Origin of the sequence: Staphylococcus sp. NWU MKU2, from assembly GCF_033283605.1 — a bacterium.
Classification (GTDB): Bacteria; Bacillota; Bacilli; order Staphylococcales; family Staphylococcaceae; genus Staphylococcus; species Staphylococcus haemolyticus.
Genome location: NZ_JAVSMH010000002.1, coordinates 190,818 through 207,469, shown reverse-complemented (window position 1 = coordinate 207,469; position 16,652 = coordinate 190,818). Strand labels below are relative to the sequence as shown.

The 16,652-nt window shown below is 32.2% G+C and carries 17 protein-coding genes and 2 other annotated features (1 of these 19 only partly in view); of the genes, 1 reads left to right on the top strand and 16 read right to left on the bottom strand.

All coding sequences use genetic code 11. The features are described from left to right. Positions 1 to 94 (bottom strand) — a binding site (T-box leader) (it extends 125 nt beyond the left edge of the window). A 56-nt stretch (positions 95 to 150) separates the two neighbouring features. After that, complete coding sequence (locus tag SBL15_RS04425) at positions 151 to 705, top strand: DNA-3-methyladenine glycosylase I (protein WP_317955281.1); 555 nt, start codon at positions 151 to 153, stop codon at positions 703 to 705. Between the two features lie 127 nt (positions 706 to 832). Here SBL15_RS04425 and SBL15_RS04420 read toward each other — a convergent pair whose 3' ends face one another. The 16 genes from SBL15_RS04420 to SBL15_RS04345 form a co-directional block, all read right to left on the bottom strand. Continuing rightward, positions 833 to 1,909 carry an AbrB family transcriptional regulator gene (locus tag SBL15_RS04420; protein WP_107611729.1) on the bottom strand — a complete coding sequence of 359 codons (1,077 nt, stop codon included), beginning with the start codon at positions 1,907 to 1,909 and terminating at the stop codon, positions 833 to 835. 80 nt (positions 1,910 to 1,989) lie between these two features. Continuing rightward, positions 1,990 to 3,273, bottom strand: a complete 1,284-nt coding sequence (gene hemL / locus SBL15_RS04415; RefSeq protein ID WP_107611728.1) for a glutamate-1-semialdehyde 2,1-aminomutase — start codon at positions 3,271 to 3,273, stop codon at positions 1,990 to 1,992. Positions 3,274 to 3,295: 22 nt separating this feature from the next. After that, a complete protein-coding gene (gene hemB, locus SBL15_RS04410; RefSeq protein WP_107611727.1) occupies positions 3,296 to 4,270 on the bottom strand; it encodes a porphobilinogen synthase in 975 nt (324 codons plus the stop codon). After that, positions 4,260 to 4,940: a uroporphyrinogen-III synthase gene (locus SBL15_RS04405; RefSeq protein WP_107613833.1), complete on the bottom strand. Its 681-nt coding sequence runs from the start codon at positions 4,938 to 4,940 to the stop codon at positions 4,260 to 4,262. The genes hemB and SBL15_RS04405 overlap by 11 nt, the downstream gene beginning before the upstream one ends. A gap of 26 nt (positions 4,941 to 4,966) precedes the next feature. Continuing rightward, entirely contained in the window at positions 4,967 to 5,899 is a 933-nt protein-coding gene (hemC, locus tag SBL15_RS04400) for a hydroxymethylbilane synthase (RefSeq protein ID WP_107611725.1), read from the bottom strand. A 30-nt stretch (positions 5,900 to 5,929) separates the two neighbouring features. After that, entirely contained in the window at positions 5,930 to 6,742 is an 813-nt protein-coding gene (locus SBL15_RS04395) for an inner membrane protein YpjD (RefSeq protein WP_016930842.1), read from the bottom strand. A 21-nt stretch (positions 6,743 to 6,763) separates the two neighbouring features. Beyond that, complete coding sequence (gene hemA, locus SBL15_RS04390) at positions 6,764 to 8,110, bottom strand: glutamyl-tRNA reductase (RefSeq protein ID WP_107614160.1); 1,347 nt, start codon at positions 8,108 to 8,110, stop codon at positions 6,764 to 6,766. Positions 8,111 to 8,280: 170 nt separating this feature from the next. After that, a complete protein-coding gene (yihA, locus tag SBL15_RS04385; RefSeq protein ID WP_317955277.1) occupies positions 8,281 to 8,868 on the bottom strand; it encodes a ribosome biogenesis GTP-binding protein YihA/YsxC in 588 nt (195 codons plus the stop codon). Between the two features lie 217 nt (positions 8,869 to 9,085). Beyond that, positions 9,086 to 10,348: an ATP-dependent Clp protease ATP-binding subunit ClpX gene (clpX, locus tag SBL15_RS04380; protein ID WP_033080133.1), complete on the bottom strand. Its 1,263-nt coding sequence runs from the start codon at positions 10,346 to 10,348 to the stop codon at positions 9,086 to 9,088. Between the two features lie 157 nt (positions 10,349 to 10,505). Beyond that, positions 10,506 to 11,810, bottom strand: a complete 1,305-nt coding sequence (gene tig / locus SBL15_RS04375) for a trigger factor (protein WP_317955275.1) — start codon at positions 11,808 to 11,810, stop codon at positions 10,506 to 10,508. Between the two features lie 158 nt (positions 11,811 to 11,968). After that, a complete protein-coding gene (locus SBL15_RS04370; protein WP_107611722.1) occupies positions 11,969 to 12,892 on the bottom strand; it encodes a hypothetical protein in 924 nt (307 codons plus the stop codon). A gap of 12 nt (positions 12,893 to 12,904) precedes the next feature. Next, entirely contained in the window at positions 12,905 to 13,513 is a 609-nt protein-coding gene (locus SBL15_RS04365; RefSeq protein WP_107611721.1) for an NUDIX domain-containing protein, read from the bottom strand. 150 nt (positions 13,514 to 13,663) lie between these two features. Continuing rightward, entirely contained in the window at positions 13,664 to 14,020 is a 357-nt protein-coding gene (gene rplT, locus SBL15_RS04360) for a 50S ribosomal protein L20 (RefSeq protein WP_011275545.1), read from the bottom strand. A 54-nt stretch (positions 14,021 to 14,074) separates the two neighbouring features. Next, positions 14,075 to 14,275, bottom strand: coding sequence for a 50S ribosomal protein L35 (gene rpmI / locus SBL15_RS04355; RefSeq protein WP_002448990.1), 201 nt, complete (start codon positions 14,273 to 14,275; stop codon positions 14,075 to 14,077). Positions 14,276 to 14,302: 27 nt separating this feature from the next. Further along, positions 14,303 to 14,830 (bottom strand): translation initiation factor IF-3, encoded by a 528-nt coding sequence (gene infC / locus SBL15_RS04350; protein ID WP_029376631.1) that lies wholly within the window; start codon positions 14,828 to 14,830, stop codon positions 14,303 to 14,305. Positions 14,831 to 14,852: 22 nt separating this feature from the next. Further along, positions 14,853 to 14,980 (bottom strand) — a sequence feature (ribosomal protein L20 leader region). Between the two features lie 63 nt (positions 14,981 to 15,043). After that, positions 15,044 to 16,537 carry an amino acid permease gene (locus SBL15_RS04345; RefSeq protein WP_107613785.1) on the bottom strand — a complete coding sequence of 498 codons (1,494 nt, stop codon included), beginning with the start codon at positions 16,535 to 16,537 and terminating at the stop codon, positions 15,044 to 15,046. Positions 16,538 to 16,652: the final 115 nt, after the last annotated feature.

Here is a 16,652-nt window from a genome sequence, read left to right as displayed (position 1 = left end):
GGCTACCTTCAGATTGAATGTTATACATATTTACACCGACCATATGCTCTCTGTGCTATCATTCAAACTTACTCTTCCCAATAATATATTTCATTACTTAATTATAGTATAATGGAAATCGTGATAAGTCAATCTCTTGGAGGTATATTTATGAATGAATGTGCATTTAGCACAAAAGACTCGACTTACTTAGATTATCATGACAATGTTTGGGGTCAACCTATATATGATAGCAAAGCCTTATTTAAATTAATGGCTTTAGAATCTCAACATGCTGGGTTATCTTGGCTAACCATTTTAAAAAAGAAACAATCTTATGAACAAGCATTTCACAACTTTGAGCCAAGCAAAATTGCTCAGATGTCTTCGAAAGATATTGATGATTTAATGGAATTTCCTAACATTGTTCATAATCGTAAAAAGTTAGAAGCGATTGTATCACAAGCACAAGGTTATTTTGAAATAGAAAAGGACTTTGGTAGTTTTAGTAATTTCCTTTGGTCCTATGTTAATCATCAACCTATAGATTTGAACTATACGACTGCCTCAGAAAGAATTACTGTTGATGATCGTGCTAAGCAATTATCTAAAGACTTAAAAAAATATGGTTTTAAATTTTTAGGACCAGTAACTGTTTTTTCATTTTTAGAAGCGGCAGGTTTATATGATGCCCATTTGAAAGGATGTCCTTCTAAACCTTCATAAAAATTTATGTAGGTTGTGTCATAGAGTGCAATTTAAGAAATAAGTCGAAAAGTAATTGTAAGTAGAAGGTTTTATCAACCCTCTTTAATATTAGAGTTACTAACGCTTAAACTTTACATGACACAACCTATCTTTTTTGATTAAATTTTGATATACCGCCACGTAAGAAAAAGCCAATGATAGGCGCTACTACAAATAAAATAAAAAAGATTCTAAATATGTGGAAACTAGAAATCATAGCCACATCTGCCCCAGTTGCCATAGCAACTAAAACAATTTGACTCATTCCTCCTGGCGCTCCACCCAAAAACAACTCATTAATATTATTATTTGTAAATATGTGCACAATATATACCATGATAAATGAACCAATGATTAGAAAGACATTTTGATAAATGATTGCTACGGCAATTCGACCTTTTAAATCGGAAAGTAAATTGGCAATCTGCAATCCAATTCTAATCATATAAATCACTTGTGCAGAAGCAAGAATATAATTATCTAATGTAAATGTGTGATGTGTAGTTAAATTCCATATTACTAATACGACAATAGGAGCCAATAATTGCTTAGTTGGAAAATTGACTTTAGCCATAAGACTATAAATGATTGCAATACAACACATTAATAGTATTACTTGCGATAAGTTTAGTACTTCCGTTAATGGAGGTGATTTAATAGAAGTTGTTTCATTTCCACTATTACTACTAAAGAAATAAGAAATTAAGGGTACTAATATCACGACGAATATAACGCGAGACGTTTGAGTTAAACTCACTACGAGAATATTTGCCTTTTTATTTTCCTCTGCCATAATTAGCATTTGACTTAAAGCACCTGGAATGACACTTAATATAGCTGTCTCAGTGTTTACTCTTGCAATTTTTTTGAAAAAGAAGGCGATCAATAGAGATAAAACTATTAGTAATAGTGTAATAACAACAATTATCAACCAATCATTTTTAATATCATGCAACACTTCAGACGTAAATGTTGATCCAATTTGCACCCCTAATAGAATCAATCCAATTTGACTAAGCCAAAATGGCCATTTAACTTTTAATTTAAATACTTTAATGACGATTATCGATGCAATAATCGGACCGAACATAAATGGTAAAAGAACGTGCGCAACATGTAATAACAGACTTATAACAATAGCAGTTACTAATAGAATAAAGTTATTGATCCATACATTTTTCATTATGCAGCCACTTCTTTCATTAAAAATGAGGTTAAGACGTCATCGAGTTGAAAGTCCTAACCTCATTCTATTTCATAACATTATACAATACGACTTAAAGCAGTATCAAATGCTTGGATTGTTTTTTCAATGTCTTCTTTACTATGTGCTGTAGATAAGAATGTTCCCTCAAATTGAGAAGGTGGTAGGAATACGCCTTCTTTAGCCATTTCACGATACATTTGACTGAACAATTCTAAATTACTTTTATTTGCTTCGTCAAAGTTAGTTACTGGGCCTTCATTTAAGAAATATCCAATCATAGAACCAGCTCGATTTATAGTAATTGGGACATTATGTTTGCTAAATACTTTTTTAAGTCCTTCTTCTAAGATATCACCTAATTCTTGGAAATACTCATAAGATTCAGGTGTTAATTGACTTAGAGTTTCGTAACCACTCATCATTGCTAATGGATTCCCGGATAATGTTCCAGCTTGATAAATATTTCCAACTGGAGCAACTTTGTCCATAATCTCTTTTTTACCACCAAACGCACCTACTGGTAATCCACCACCAATAACTTTACCTAAACATGTAAGATCTGGTGTAACACCAAAGTAACCTTGCGCACAATTGTACCCTACTCGGAAACCTGTCATGACTTCATCGAATATTAATAGCGCACCATAGTCATTTGTAATCTCACGTAACCCTTGTAGGAAGCCATCCTTAGGAGGTACAACGCCCATATTACCAGCAACTGGTTCTACGATAATTCCAGCGATATCATCTCCATAATTTTCGAAAGCAATTTTAATCGCTTCTAAATCATTATACGGAACTGTAATCGTATTCTTAGCAGTACCTTCTGGGACACCAGGTGAGTCTGGTAATCCTAGTGTTGCAACACCAGAACCCGCTTTAATTAATAAGGAATCACTATGACCGTGATAGCATCCTTCAAATTTTATAATCTTATTTCTTCCAGTATAACCACGAGCCAATCTTAACGCTGCTAACGTTGCCTCAGTTCCTGATGAAACCATACGCACTTTTTCAATTGATGGTACGCGTTCGATTACTAATTCTGCAAGTTTGTTTTCTTCTAAGGTAGATGCTCCGAAGCTTGTTCCTCTATCAACAGCCTCATGTAATTTTTTTATAACTTGTTCGTTTTTATGTCCTAGAATTAAAGGTCCCCAGCTTAATACATAGTCAATATACTCGTTACCATCGATATCATAAATTCTTGATCCTTTTGCATGATCCATAAAAATCGCTGGTGTATCTACAGATTTAAATGCTCTTACAGGACTATTAACGCCACCTGGCATTAAATTTTCAGCGATTTTCATCGCTTCAATCGATTTCTCGTAACCCATATCAAAATCCTCCTAAAATTAATTATTTATTTAAGTAATGACAAATATCTTTCGCAAAGTAAGTAATAATCATATCTGCACCTGCACGTTTCATTGAAACCATTTGTTCCATAACGACACGTTCTTCATCTATCCAACCATTTTGTGCTGCTGCTTTTGTCATTGCATACTCACCACTTACGTTATAAGCAATAACAGGAATATTTGTATTGTTTTTAACGTCTCTTACAATATCTAAATAACTTAGCGCAGGTTTTACTATCATCATATCTGCGCCCTCTTTTAAGTCACTTTCAAGTTCACGAAATGCTTCTAAACGATTCGCTGGGTCCATTTGGTAAGTCTTTCTGTCACCAAAAGAGGGTGCAGAATCAGCTGCATCTCTAAATGGACCAAAGAAACTTGATGCATATTTGATACCATAACTCATAATTGGAATATTGTAATAACCGGCATCATCTAGACCTTGACGAATTTCTGCAACAAAACCGTCCATCATATTACTTGGTGCGATAATGTCTGCTCCCGCTTCAACTTGTGAGATAGCTGTTTTAACAAGTAAAGGTAATGATTTATCATTATCTACATCATGAGTATGATCATCAATAACACCACAATGACCATGATCTGTATATTCACATAAACATGTATCTGCTACAATTAATAAATCTTTATGCAATTCTTTAGCCTTTCTTGTTGCTTCTTGGATAATACCATTATGATCATATGCACCAGAACCTACGTCATCTTTAGAATTTGGTACACCGAAGAACATGATTGCTCTAATACCTAGTTCATATGCCTCATTTATTTCATCATCTAATAAATTCAAGCTAATTTGGTAAACGCCTGGAAGTGATTTAATCTCACTTTTTACATTATCTTTTTCAACTACAAATATTGGATAAATTAAATCTTCTTTTCTAACATGGTTTTCTCTAACTAAATTACGCATTGACTCTGATGAGCGTAATCGTCTATGTCTATCAAATTTCATTATTATACCAACTTTCAATAATTTTATTTATAAGTGATTCCGAAGTTTGTTTATTAGCTATTAATGGCTTGAAACCGTTCTTTCGTAATGTGTTAGCAGTTTGAGCCCCAATAGCAACATACTTATCAAAACCACAAGGAACGTCATGCCTTAAATACGCTTTTACTGCAGAAGAACTTGAAAATGTTACCGCATGAACTTTGTGATGTTCTATCAATTGAATGACTTCTCTAATATTCCTATCATTAGGAATAGGTTTATATAAATCGATTTTAGTCACTATATTGTTTTGTGCTAATGTATGTTGGAGTTTGGGACGCGCTTCAGCACTACTTGGTATGAGAATGCTTTGTTGATCCTTTTTAAACTGATTCAAAAATCCTTCTTGAGAGTAGTCATTGGGTATAAAATCAACATTAATTTTAAGCGCTTCACAAAGTTCGGCAGTTTTCTGTCCAATGACAGCTACATATTTAACATCTAATTGATTTAAATACTTATAAAATATGCGAACCGCATTTTTAGAAGAAAAAATAATCCAGTCATAATCATGATGCAAAACTTGAGTATCAAATTCAAGTGATTGAATTTCTATAAATGGCTTATGCATTATTTCCACTAAATCACTATTAAATTCACTCGATTGCGTCATAACTACAACTGGTTTCATATTTCATTACACCTCAATAATTTGGTTTAATGCGCTTGTTCTTCATTTAGTTTTTTGATTATTTCATAAGCACCCTGTTCTTTTAAAACACGGCCGACTGTTTCACCTAAAGCAACAGGATTTGTACCAACTTCTGTGTGCTCATATCTCTTTGTACCGTCTGGAGTCATAATTAACCCAGTAAATTCAATTTCACCATTCTCCTTATTAGTTGCATACCCTCCAATAGGTACTTGACAACTACCATCCATAGCTGAAAGGAATGTTCTTTCAGCTGTAACACAATTCGCTACTGCTTGATTATGAACTTTACTTAATAATTCCAATAGTTCGACATCATCACTGCGACACTCTATACCTAATGCACCTTGTCCAATAGCTGGTAATAATATGTCTTTGTCCAGATAAGTCGTTACAATATCATCTGACCAACCCATACGTCTAAGTCCTGCAGCAGCTAAAATAATTGCATCATAATCTTCTGTTTCTAATTTTTTTAGTCGAGTGTCAATATTTCCTCTTATCCATTTTATTTCTAAGTTTGGATATTTAGATAAAATTTGAGCACCACGTCTTAATGAACTCGTACCAATAATACTACCATCTGGTAATTCATTTAAAGGTATATGATTTTTAGAAATATAAGCATCAAATGGAACTTCTCTATCAGGTATGCAACCTAGTGTTAAACCTTCAGGAATGATACTTGGTACATCTTTAAGTGAGTGTATTGCCATGTCAATTTCTTTGTCAAAAAGTTCTTGTTGGATTTCTTTAACAAATAGTCCTTTACCGCCCACTTTAGATAATTGTTTATTTACGATGCGGTCACCTTTAGTGACAATCTCCTTAATTTCTATTTCAAGTGTTGGATCCACCGCTTTTAACTTATCTATAAATTGTTGACTCTGAGTTAAGGCAAGCTTACTTCTACGTGAGCCTACAACCAATTTGCGCATATATGTTGCCTCCTAATGACATTTGAAAATTTAAGTGAAATGTGTTGTAAAAAATAGATTAATCATGCATAAGCAAAATAACATAATATTAAAGTAAATTAAATAAATTGTTTTAAACCATCGATTAATTCGACTTAGTAAATAAATAGCGTAAAAAATTGTAATAATAGAAGATAGTACTACTTTAGGGTCAGCAAAAATACTATGTCCAATTGCATAGACACCCCACTGTGCGCCTAAAATAACACTCAAAATTAAAATAATGAAACCACTTAAAGATGAATAAAACACAACCGTTTCAAGTGTGGCTACGCTACCAATTCTAAAGTATTTTTGATCAAAATTCTTCTCCCTTAAATTGCGGTATTGAATAATATAAAGTAGTGAATTTACAAAAGCTAGTGCAAAAAGAGCATAACTTAATACCGCTAAGCCTATATGCACTAATAACAATTCATTTATAACTGCAATGCGTTGCACATTTGTTGAATAATGTTCAGGTTGAAAAGTATTCATCATCAATAATATAAATCCGATAACATTGAGAAAGAATACTGAAAAACTCAATACTTTAACTACATTTAAAACCAGTGCTATACATATAATTATCCATGATAAAAAGAAAAATACATCAAATAATGAACTCAACGGAATTTCATTATGCGAAGTGATATAAACAGACAAAGAGATTGTTTGCAATATCCAAACAATCCCTAATGTATAAATTCCTAATTCTCTAATTTTATGACTCTTTTTAACGAAATCTATAAAATAACAGAGAATACTAATTAAATATATAATTAATATTATTTCATGAAATCTAATAAACAGGGTCTCTTGCATATTATCACCATATTAATATGCTTATTCAAAACTAAAGATGTGACGGATAGAAACTTCTTTTTCTTTTTGTGCTTTACGAGCTTTAATATCCTCGTAAGGGTCTGCAGCATCAATATCAAATATGTTTTGAAATAGCTCTAATTTTTCATTACTTCTCTTATCATTACTCAATTCTTTGGCCTGTTTTATTGGATCTTTCAACATTTGATTAATAATACTTTTAGTATGTTTCGAAATGATTGTACGTTCTCTATCACTAAGATCAGGTAGCTTTCTATCAATACTGTCCATTGTTTCTGACTGGATTGTCATTGCTTTTTCACGCAATGCTCTAATTACAGGTACAACACCTAACATATTTACCCAATCATTATGAGCTTGGACTTCATCAGGAATCTGACTTGCTATAAAGTCAGCAGCCATTTGACGTTCTCGCAAGTTAGCATCAACTAATCCTTTAAGATCATCCACGTCATAGCTGAAAATATTTTCGCTAATATTAACATTTGGTTCGATATCTCTAGGAACCGCAATGTCTATTAACAATAATGAAGAAGCTTTTCTCTTAAGATTGACCGACTCAATCATAGATTTTGTAACAATAAAATCTGGCGAACTTGTTGAACTGATGACAATATCAGCATTAGTCAAAAGAGTTGGTAATGACTCAAGTGTATTATAATTTACGCCGTGCTTCGTTGCTAATTTATTCGCATTAGTTTCAGTTCTATTAACGACAGTAATATCATCAATACCAGAACCTAATAAATTTAAGAGTGATAATTCACTCATTTCCCCTGCACCTATAATAATAGCTTGTTTACCTTTTAGTTTACCAAATACCTTTTTAGCTAATTCAACTGCTGCATATGAAACACTCACAGCATTATCTGCTATGTCAGTCTCATTATGAGCTTTTTTAGCGAAAGTAATAGCCTGTTTAAATAAATGATTAAAAATTGTACCAGTTGTTTGAATGTCTTGAGCTAAAAAGAATGCATCTCTCATTTGTCCAAGAATTTGAGTTTCACCTAATACAATTGAATCCAAGCCAGAAGTGACTCGCAGTAAATGTTCAACTGCTTCGTCCCCCACTTTAACTTCTGACATATTTTTTATATCATCTACATCAAATCCAAATGAGCGCGCTAAAAATCTTTGAATATAGTAACGACCTGTGTGAATTTGATCAACAATAGCATATACTTCAGTACGATTACATGTAGATAAAATGACGTTCTCTAAAATAGATTTAGTTTCGAACAAATCTTCATGGGCTAATCGCAAGGCATCATCTCTAAAAGCTACTTGCTCTCTAAGTGCTACATCGGCAGTGCGATGATTTATACTTATAGCAATAAAATGCATTTATAACGCCCTCCAAATACTAACAATACAGTTAGTATAACACATAATTTAATGATTTTAAGTTGATTGCTCAAACAAATTAGAAAGATTCTAATTTAAAGTCAAAATTTTGACACTTATCCCATAAAAAAATCTAAACAGAAGTTTGACCTCTGATTAGATTAAAATAATTATAAATAATTAACAATTAAATCCCATATTTGTTGCTGCTTTGTATTTTGAATTGATGAGTAACTAATAATCGTATCATCTGGATCTAAATCTAATTTCTCTTTAATATTTTTAATATGCTTTTGAATCTTCCCCTTTGCAATCTTGTCCTCTTTAGTACAAATAACAAGTGTAGGTATATCAAAATGTTTTAAGTAATTATACATTAAAATATCATCTTCAGTAGGATTGTGGCGTAAGTCAACTAGTTGAATGACTAGCTTTAAACTCTCTCTCTTAGTCAAATATTCTTCAATCATTTTACCAAATTTCTCACGTTGTGATTTACTCACTTTTGCATAGCCATACCCAGGGACGTCGACAAATATTAATTGATCATCAATATTAAAGAAATTTAATGTTTGTGTTTTACCTGGTTGTTGCGACGTGCGAGCCATATTTTTTCTGCCAATCATACTATTAATGAAAGATGATTTACCAACGTTTGAACGCCCACTTAATGCCACTTCAGATAAACCTGTATCAGGATATTGAGCCTCTTGTACAGCACTTATAATCAAATCAATGTTATTAGGATTAATATTCATAAATTATCCTCTCTTTTGTAATTAAATTTAACTGTTTCATTATAATATATATTTCATTATATCTAAATAAGCAATTTTTTAATTAAAAAAGGAGCAGAACAGAATTCTAATAGAATTCGATGTTCCACTCCAACTTTAATTGTTTATAGGATCTTAAAATTATTTCAACTGTTCGGCTCAATCTTTACAGAGCAAATTCAAACTTAAATAACTTGTATTATGCTGATGTTTTACTATCATTCAATAAGTTACCTTCAGAATCGTATAATTCTGGGTCAACTTCATCGTTAATTGTTTTATCAGTAATAACAACTTTAGTTACGTCTTCTGATGAAGGAACATCATACATAATATCGATTAATGCTTCTTCAATGATAGAACGTAATCCACGTGCTCCTGTTTTACGCTCAATAGCTTTCTCACTTACTGCAGCTAATGCTTCTTCGGTAAATTCTAACTCAACATTATCAAGTTCTAACATTTTAGTATATTGTTTTACTAAAGCGTTCTTAGGTTGCGTTAAAATGTTTTTAAGCGCTTCAACATCTAATGTTTCTAAGTTAGCAACTATTGGCACACGACCAATAAACTCAGGAATTAAACCATATGATTGTAAGTCTTCTGGGCGAATTTGTTCTAACAATGCTTCCTCATCGTATTTATCCGCTTCATTACTTGCAAATCCAATCACTTTTTCTCCTAGGCGACGTTTAATTACTTCATCGATGCCATCAAACGCACCACCTAGAATGAATAAGATATTTGTTGTATCAATTTGTATTAATTCTTGGTTTGGATGTTTACGTCCACCTTGTGGAGGCACACTTGCAGTCGTACCCTCTAAAATTTTAAGTAAGGCTTGTTGAACACCTTCACCAGATACATCACGCGTAATTGATGTGTTTTCAGATTTTCTAGCAATCTTATCAATTTCATCAACATAGATAATACCTTTTTCAGCTTTATCAATGTCGAAGTCGGCTGCTTGAATTAATCGTAATAAAATATTTTCTACATCGTCACCAACGTAACCTGCTTCAGTTAAACTTGTAGCATCTGCAATAGCAAATGGAACGTTTAAAGTTTTAGCTAATGTTTGTGCTAATAATGTTTTACCGCTACCAGTTGGTCCTATTAACGCAATATTACTTTTTTGTAACTCAACTTCATCTTCATTAGGTCCTAATTGTTGGATACGTTTATAGTGATTATATACGGCAACTGCTAAAGATTTTTTAGCTTTTTCTTGACCAATAACATATTCATTTAAATGATCCATAATTTCTTTCGGTGTAGGCAGTTCAGTAAATTCTTCAGAAGTCGTTTGAGCTAACTCTTCTTCTACAATTTCTGAACATAGTTCGATACACTCATTACAGATATATACGCCACTTCCTGCGACTAATTTCTTAACTTGGTCTTGGTCCTTACCACAGAAAGAACATTTTAAATTTTCTTCATCTTCATTGAATTTAAACATTCATTTACACCTCTATTCTTAAACGACTATACTAGATAGCATTCTAAAATGCAAATTCATGGTTAACAACTAAAATGCTTAAAACATAGAGTAGCAGGTTACATATATTGATGCACCTGCTACTTTAAATTTTAATTATTAATTTAACAATGAATTATTATTTATCTTCTTTAGTAGATTCAACGTATTTAGCATTGTCTCTAAGTAAGTCAATTACTTTTTGGATACGTACATCATTTTTAATAATGTCAGTATTACCTAAAGTATTTTTAATATCTTCAACTGAGATATTAAATTGTTTACTCATTTTTTCTAATTCTTTATCGATATCTTCATCATTTGCTTCAATATTTTCTTTATCCGCAATAGCTGAAAGTGTTAAGTTTGTTTTAATGCGTTGTTCTGCATCATCTTTCATTTGTTCTCTTAATTGAGATTCATCTTGACCTGAAATTTGGAAGTAAGTTTGTAAATCTAATCCTTGTTGTTGGATTCTTTGACCAAATTCTTGAACCATACGATCTAATTCAGTGTCAATCATTGCTTGAGGAATATCGATTGTAGCATTATCAGTTGCTTTATTAATTGCTTCTTCTTTTTCAACATTTTCAGCTTCCTCAGCTTTTTGTTCTGATAAACGTTTGCGTAAGTTTTCTTTGTACTCATCAACACTGTTAGCATCTGAATCTAATTCATTTGCAATTTCATCATCTAATTCAGGTACTTCTTTATATTTAATTTCATTTACTTTAGTTTTGAAAGTAGCTTCTTTGCCAGCTAATTCTTCAGCGTGATATTCTTCAGGGAAAGTTACAACTACATCTTTTCCTTCACCTGTTTTAACGCCTACTAATTGATCTTCAAATCCAGGAATAAATGAGCCTGAGCCAATTTCAAGATCATAACCATCTGCTTGTCCACCTTCAAATTGCTCGCCATCAACATAGCCATCAAAGTCAATGTTTACTGTATCTCCATTTTCAACAGCACCATCTTCTTTTACTACCATATCAGCTAAGTGTCCTAGGCTGTGGTCAATTGCTTCTTGTAAATCTTCATCAGTTAATTCTGAATCTTGTTTTTCTATTTCTAAACCTTTGTAATAACCTAATTGAACTTCAGGTTCAACAGTTACAGTAGCTTCAAATTCAAAATCTTTACCTTTTTCAATTTGTGTAACATTAATTTCTGGTTGAGCTACTGGATTGATTCCAGTTTCATCAATAGCTTCACCATAAGCTTCAGGTAATAGAATATCTACTGCATCTTGATATAATGCTTCTACACCGAAACGTTGTTCAAAGATAGGACGAGGCACTTTACCTTTACGGAAACCAGGCACGTTAATTTGTTTAACTACTTTTTTAAATGCTTGATCTAATGCTTTGTCTACTTTTTCTGCTGGAACTGTAACTTTTAATAATCCTTCGTTACCTTCCTTTTTTTCCCAAGTTGCTGTCATGTATAAATACCTCCATGATTACATTTTTATTTTTTCAACTTCCCTATTATAGCACACGTCCTATACGGACACAAACAGTCTTTTATAGGGCTTAAAACACTTTTAAAATTCAATAATCTAACTTTAACGAATTAATTTAACAATATAAAATAATTTGCTCAAAGTTGACCATCAAGACTATTAATAAAATTTAATATTTTTACATTATCTTCATTAGTTTGTATACCAATCATTGATTTAAAGTAAACATCATAACCAGTAATCCATTCATCACAGGTGTATAAATCGAATATATTGAGTGGATATAGTAATATAGCATGATTATTCATGGTATGTATTGCTTCATCAATGATATTGAGTGCTCCATTTTCTAGCTTATCAATTACTCGAGGAATTACTTGAGTTTTAAGTTCAGTATGTTCCAAACCGTTAAGCTCATTAGGAATAACGTTAACTGAATAATTCATCTTGTTAATATTAATTGGTGTATTGTAGCCAGCAAATCTTAAAAATTCTAACATTAAACTTTTTAAATTGTCTGCCTCAACCTCATTAGATAATAAAAAGGCTATAGTTTCTTTAAATTCATAATGCCCATTATCAATTAATTTAAGAACTAATTGTATTTGTTCATTCAAATTGAGTGTATTAAATTTAGCCAATGATTGACTTGTGATATGTTTATCTTCATTGAGTTGAGATTGAGCATATTCTTTTAATGGAAATAACGCCATTCTTGTTTTATGACTTTGAACTTCGTCTATAATTTGATTGATAACATTTACAGACTCATAATACTGACCTAAGCCATTTAACGCCTTTATATAATATAACATTAACTCATCATACGCTTGAATGCCTCTTTTTAAAAGTACAATAGCTTCTTCTCTTAACTCCAAAAATGAATTCAAATGATATAACATATCACATTTAATTAAGGCTAATGTCTCATCTAGTTCAAATTGTGCTTCATAATCTTCAATTAATTGATATACCGTTTCGTAATGTTGACTGTTATGAGATGATTTAATATCTTTATACAATTTTTGTTGTAGTTTTGGAAAAGGGATGATGTCTGACATGTTGTATCCCTCCTATAAATCTTTTAAAATTAATGCACTCCATGTTTCAAATTCATCATAATTATCAATACGCTCTTTTTCTAACCATTGAATTTTTAATGTATCTGTTTCACGTACTTCAATATCATTTGAGTTAACTTTAATTTTAAAGACTACACCTATATGTACTTTACCCACATCGTTTGTATCATCATTTATAAAACCTATATATTCCAAATTCTGAGAATTAGTTTCTAATAAACCGACTTCTTCTTCTAACTCTCTTTGAGCATTTACCCTTAAAACTTCATTTACAGAATTTGCGCCAATCACATCATTCATGTGTCCACCTACACCGATAGAAGATTGACCATGTAAACGTGACTCTCCACCACCACTTAATCTTTTGTATACTAATATTTCATTTTTCTCATTTTCTAAAAGACAATATGATATTAATTGTTTATATGAAGGATCTTCTTCCATATCTCCACGTCTTTTAACTTCATAATTAGAAAAAGTATTAAATATCGCTTCACCTTGTGGATCATTTTTAGTTAAAAAGCCGTTAAAAGCATTTGACTCTTGTTCAAAAAGGATATCTCTTGGTACAACTATAATTTGCTCATCATATTTAGACATAGTGTTCTCCTTACAATAATTTCTTAATTAGCATTTTATCAAACTCAATCACCAAAGAACAAATAAAGGTGCATTAACGATTTATAATTTCAATTATTAATTATTTGAAAACAAAAAAAGATGACTTCAAAGTCATCTTTTATAAATCAATTATTTTAAAGCTTCTTTAGCTTTTGAAACTAACTCTGCGAAAGCTTTTTCATCTGAAATAGCAACTTCAGAAAGCATTTTACGGTTAATATTGATGTCAGCTTTTTTCAATCCGTTCATTAATCTTGAATAGCTCATGTCATGTTGACGTGCAGCTGCGTTAATACGTGTAATCCATAATTTACGGAAATCACGTTTACGTTGACGACGGTCACGGAAAGCGTATTGACCTGATTTCATTACTTGTTGTTTTGCTACTTTATATAATGTGTGTTTAGCACCGAAGTAACCTTTAGCTAATTTAATCGTTTTTTTACGACGTGCTCTTGTTACTGTTCCACCTTTAACTCGTGGCATATTAAATTCCTCCTTAGATATAACAATTAATTATCGTACATTTATCAATTACAATTATTTTTTATAAGCTAATAATTGTTTTACTCGTTTCATATCGCTTTTAGAAACTAATTTAGCTTTACGTAATTTACGTTTTTGTTTAGTGTTTTTATTTGCAAATAAGTGTGATGTGAAAGCTCTTGAACGTTTTAATTGACCTGAACCAGTTCTTTTAACACGTTTAGCTGCTCCACGGTGAGTTTTCATTTTTGGCATGATTCATTTCCTCCTAATAATAGTGAATTATTTTTCGTTAATAGGCGCTAACATGATAAACATTTGACGCCCTTCCATTTTAGGTTTCTGTTCAACAGTGGCAATATCTTTACATTCGTCAGCGAATTTTTCTAATACGCGCTGACCAATTTCCTTATGAGTGATTGCACGACCTCTGAAACGAATAGAAACTTTACATTTATCGCCTTTAGATAAGAATTTACGACCATTTTTCAACTTAGTTTGGAAATCATGTTCCTCAATAGTTGGACTTAGGCGTATTTCTTTAACATTGATAACTTTTTGTTTCTTTTTCATTTCTTTTTCTTTTTTCTGCTGTTCGAATTTGTATTTACCATAATCCATAATTCTTGCAACAGGTGGTTTAGCATTTGGTGCTACAACTACTAAATCTAATTCAACACGTTCAGCCATTTCTAATGCTTCTCGTTTTGATTTAACACCAATTTGGTCACCATTTTGGCCAATTAAACGTAATTCTTTAGCGCGAATCTTTTCGTTAACTTGCGTTTGATCTTTTGCTATGGTTGACACCTCCCAAAATTTTACGAAATTTTCCAAGCAAAAAGAGCGGACATATTATGCCCGCTCTTCTCTCATACACATTTTATGTGTGACATGATTGACCTGCCAACTGCTTTAAGCGTCGCTACAGGTGAGAAACGGGTGTTTCTACTTGGTACGTTTCGTATTCAACGTTAATAATCATATCAGTGTATATCATATAAGTCAACAATTATTTTAATATTAGTGATGTTTTACTTCATCCATTGAAACATCTTGTCTTAAATCTACTTTATCTAATGGAATTATCTTCGTTTTATATCTCAATTTATGATAAATGAAGAATACTAAGAAAACTGGGATTCCCATATATGTGATAATGAAGCGATTTAAATCGAAATGACCTGTTTTAATAAAATCAACATCTTGCCCGATTATGACAATCACACAGAGCAGGCCTGCGAATATAGGACCGAATGGGAACCATTTAGCTTTATACTTCAATTCCCTTTTACTATGATTTTGTTTTTCGAAAGCTCTTCTAAATCTGTAGTGACTAATTGCAATACCTACCCATGCAATAAAGCCTGTCATACCACTTGCAGCAACAATATATTCATATGCGTCACCACTTAGTTTTTGCACTAAGAAAATAATAACAACTAAAATCGCTGTTCCAACTAGTGATAAATAAGGAACACCATACTTATTCGTTTTACCAAACGAATGAAAAGCTAATTTATCTTTACTCATTGAATAAAGCATTCGTGTTGAGGCATACATACCTGAATTACCTGCTGATAATACTGATGTTAAAATTACTGCATTCATAAATGATGCCGCAAAAGCTAACCCAGCATTTTTAAACACGAGTGTAAATGGTGAAGTAGCAATATTATCATCGCCACCCATCAATGCATTACTATCATAAGGGATTAACATACCTATAACAAATATTGCTAATATGTAGAATAATAATATTCTCCAGAATACTTGTTTAATAGCTTTAGGTACAGCGCGTTCTGGATTTTCAGATTCTCCAGCTGTAATACCAATTAACTCTGTACCTTGGAATGAGAATCCAGCAACTAGGAAGACGCCTAGAATTGATAATAAACTTCCACCTAAGTTACCACCTAGAATTGGTCCGTCACCTTTCGTAAATGTCTCAAAACCTACAAATTCTCCACCCATAATACCTAGTATCGTTAAAAGACCAATAATGATAAAGATAATGACTGTTACAACTTTGATTAAAGCGAACCAATATTCACTTTCACCATAAACTCTAACAGATAAAGAGTTTAGTGCGAATATAATAACTAAGAATATACAACTCCAAACCCATGCTGGAATACCAGCCATAGGTGTCCAATATTGAATGACTTGTGCAGCAATGGTTACATCTGCTGCAACTGTAATAACCCAGTTAAACCAATAGTTCCAACCTAACGCAAATCCTAAAGATGGATCTACAAAACGTGTTGCGTAAGTACTAAATGAACCAGACACTGGTAAATACGTTGCCATTTCACCTAAAGATGTCATGAGGAAGAATACCATAGCTCCAATAATCGCATATGCAATTAAAGCACCTAATGCCCCTGCATCGTGTATTGCTCCCCCAGAGGTCATAAATAATCCGGTACCGATACAACCACCCATTGCTATCATAGAAATATGGCGGTCCTTAAGTCCTCTTTTGATTCCATCATCTTGATTTTCGACTTTTTTCATAGAAGCTCCCTTTCTTACAGTAGAGGCTAACTAAAATAGTTTTGTTGTGTTATGCGATGATTATGAACGCATTCTAATTATACTTCCAAATAGTTTATAATTCTTTAAAGCATAA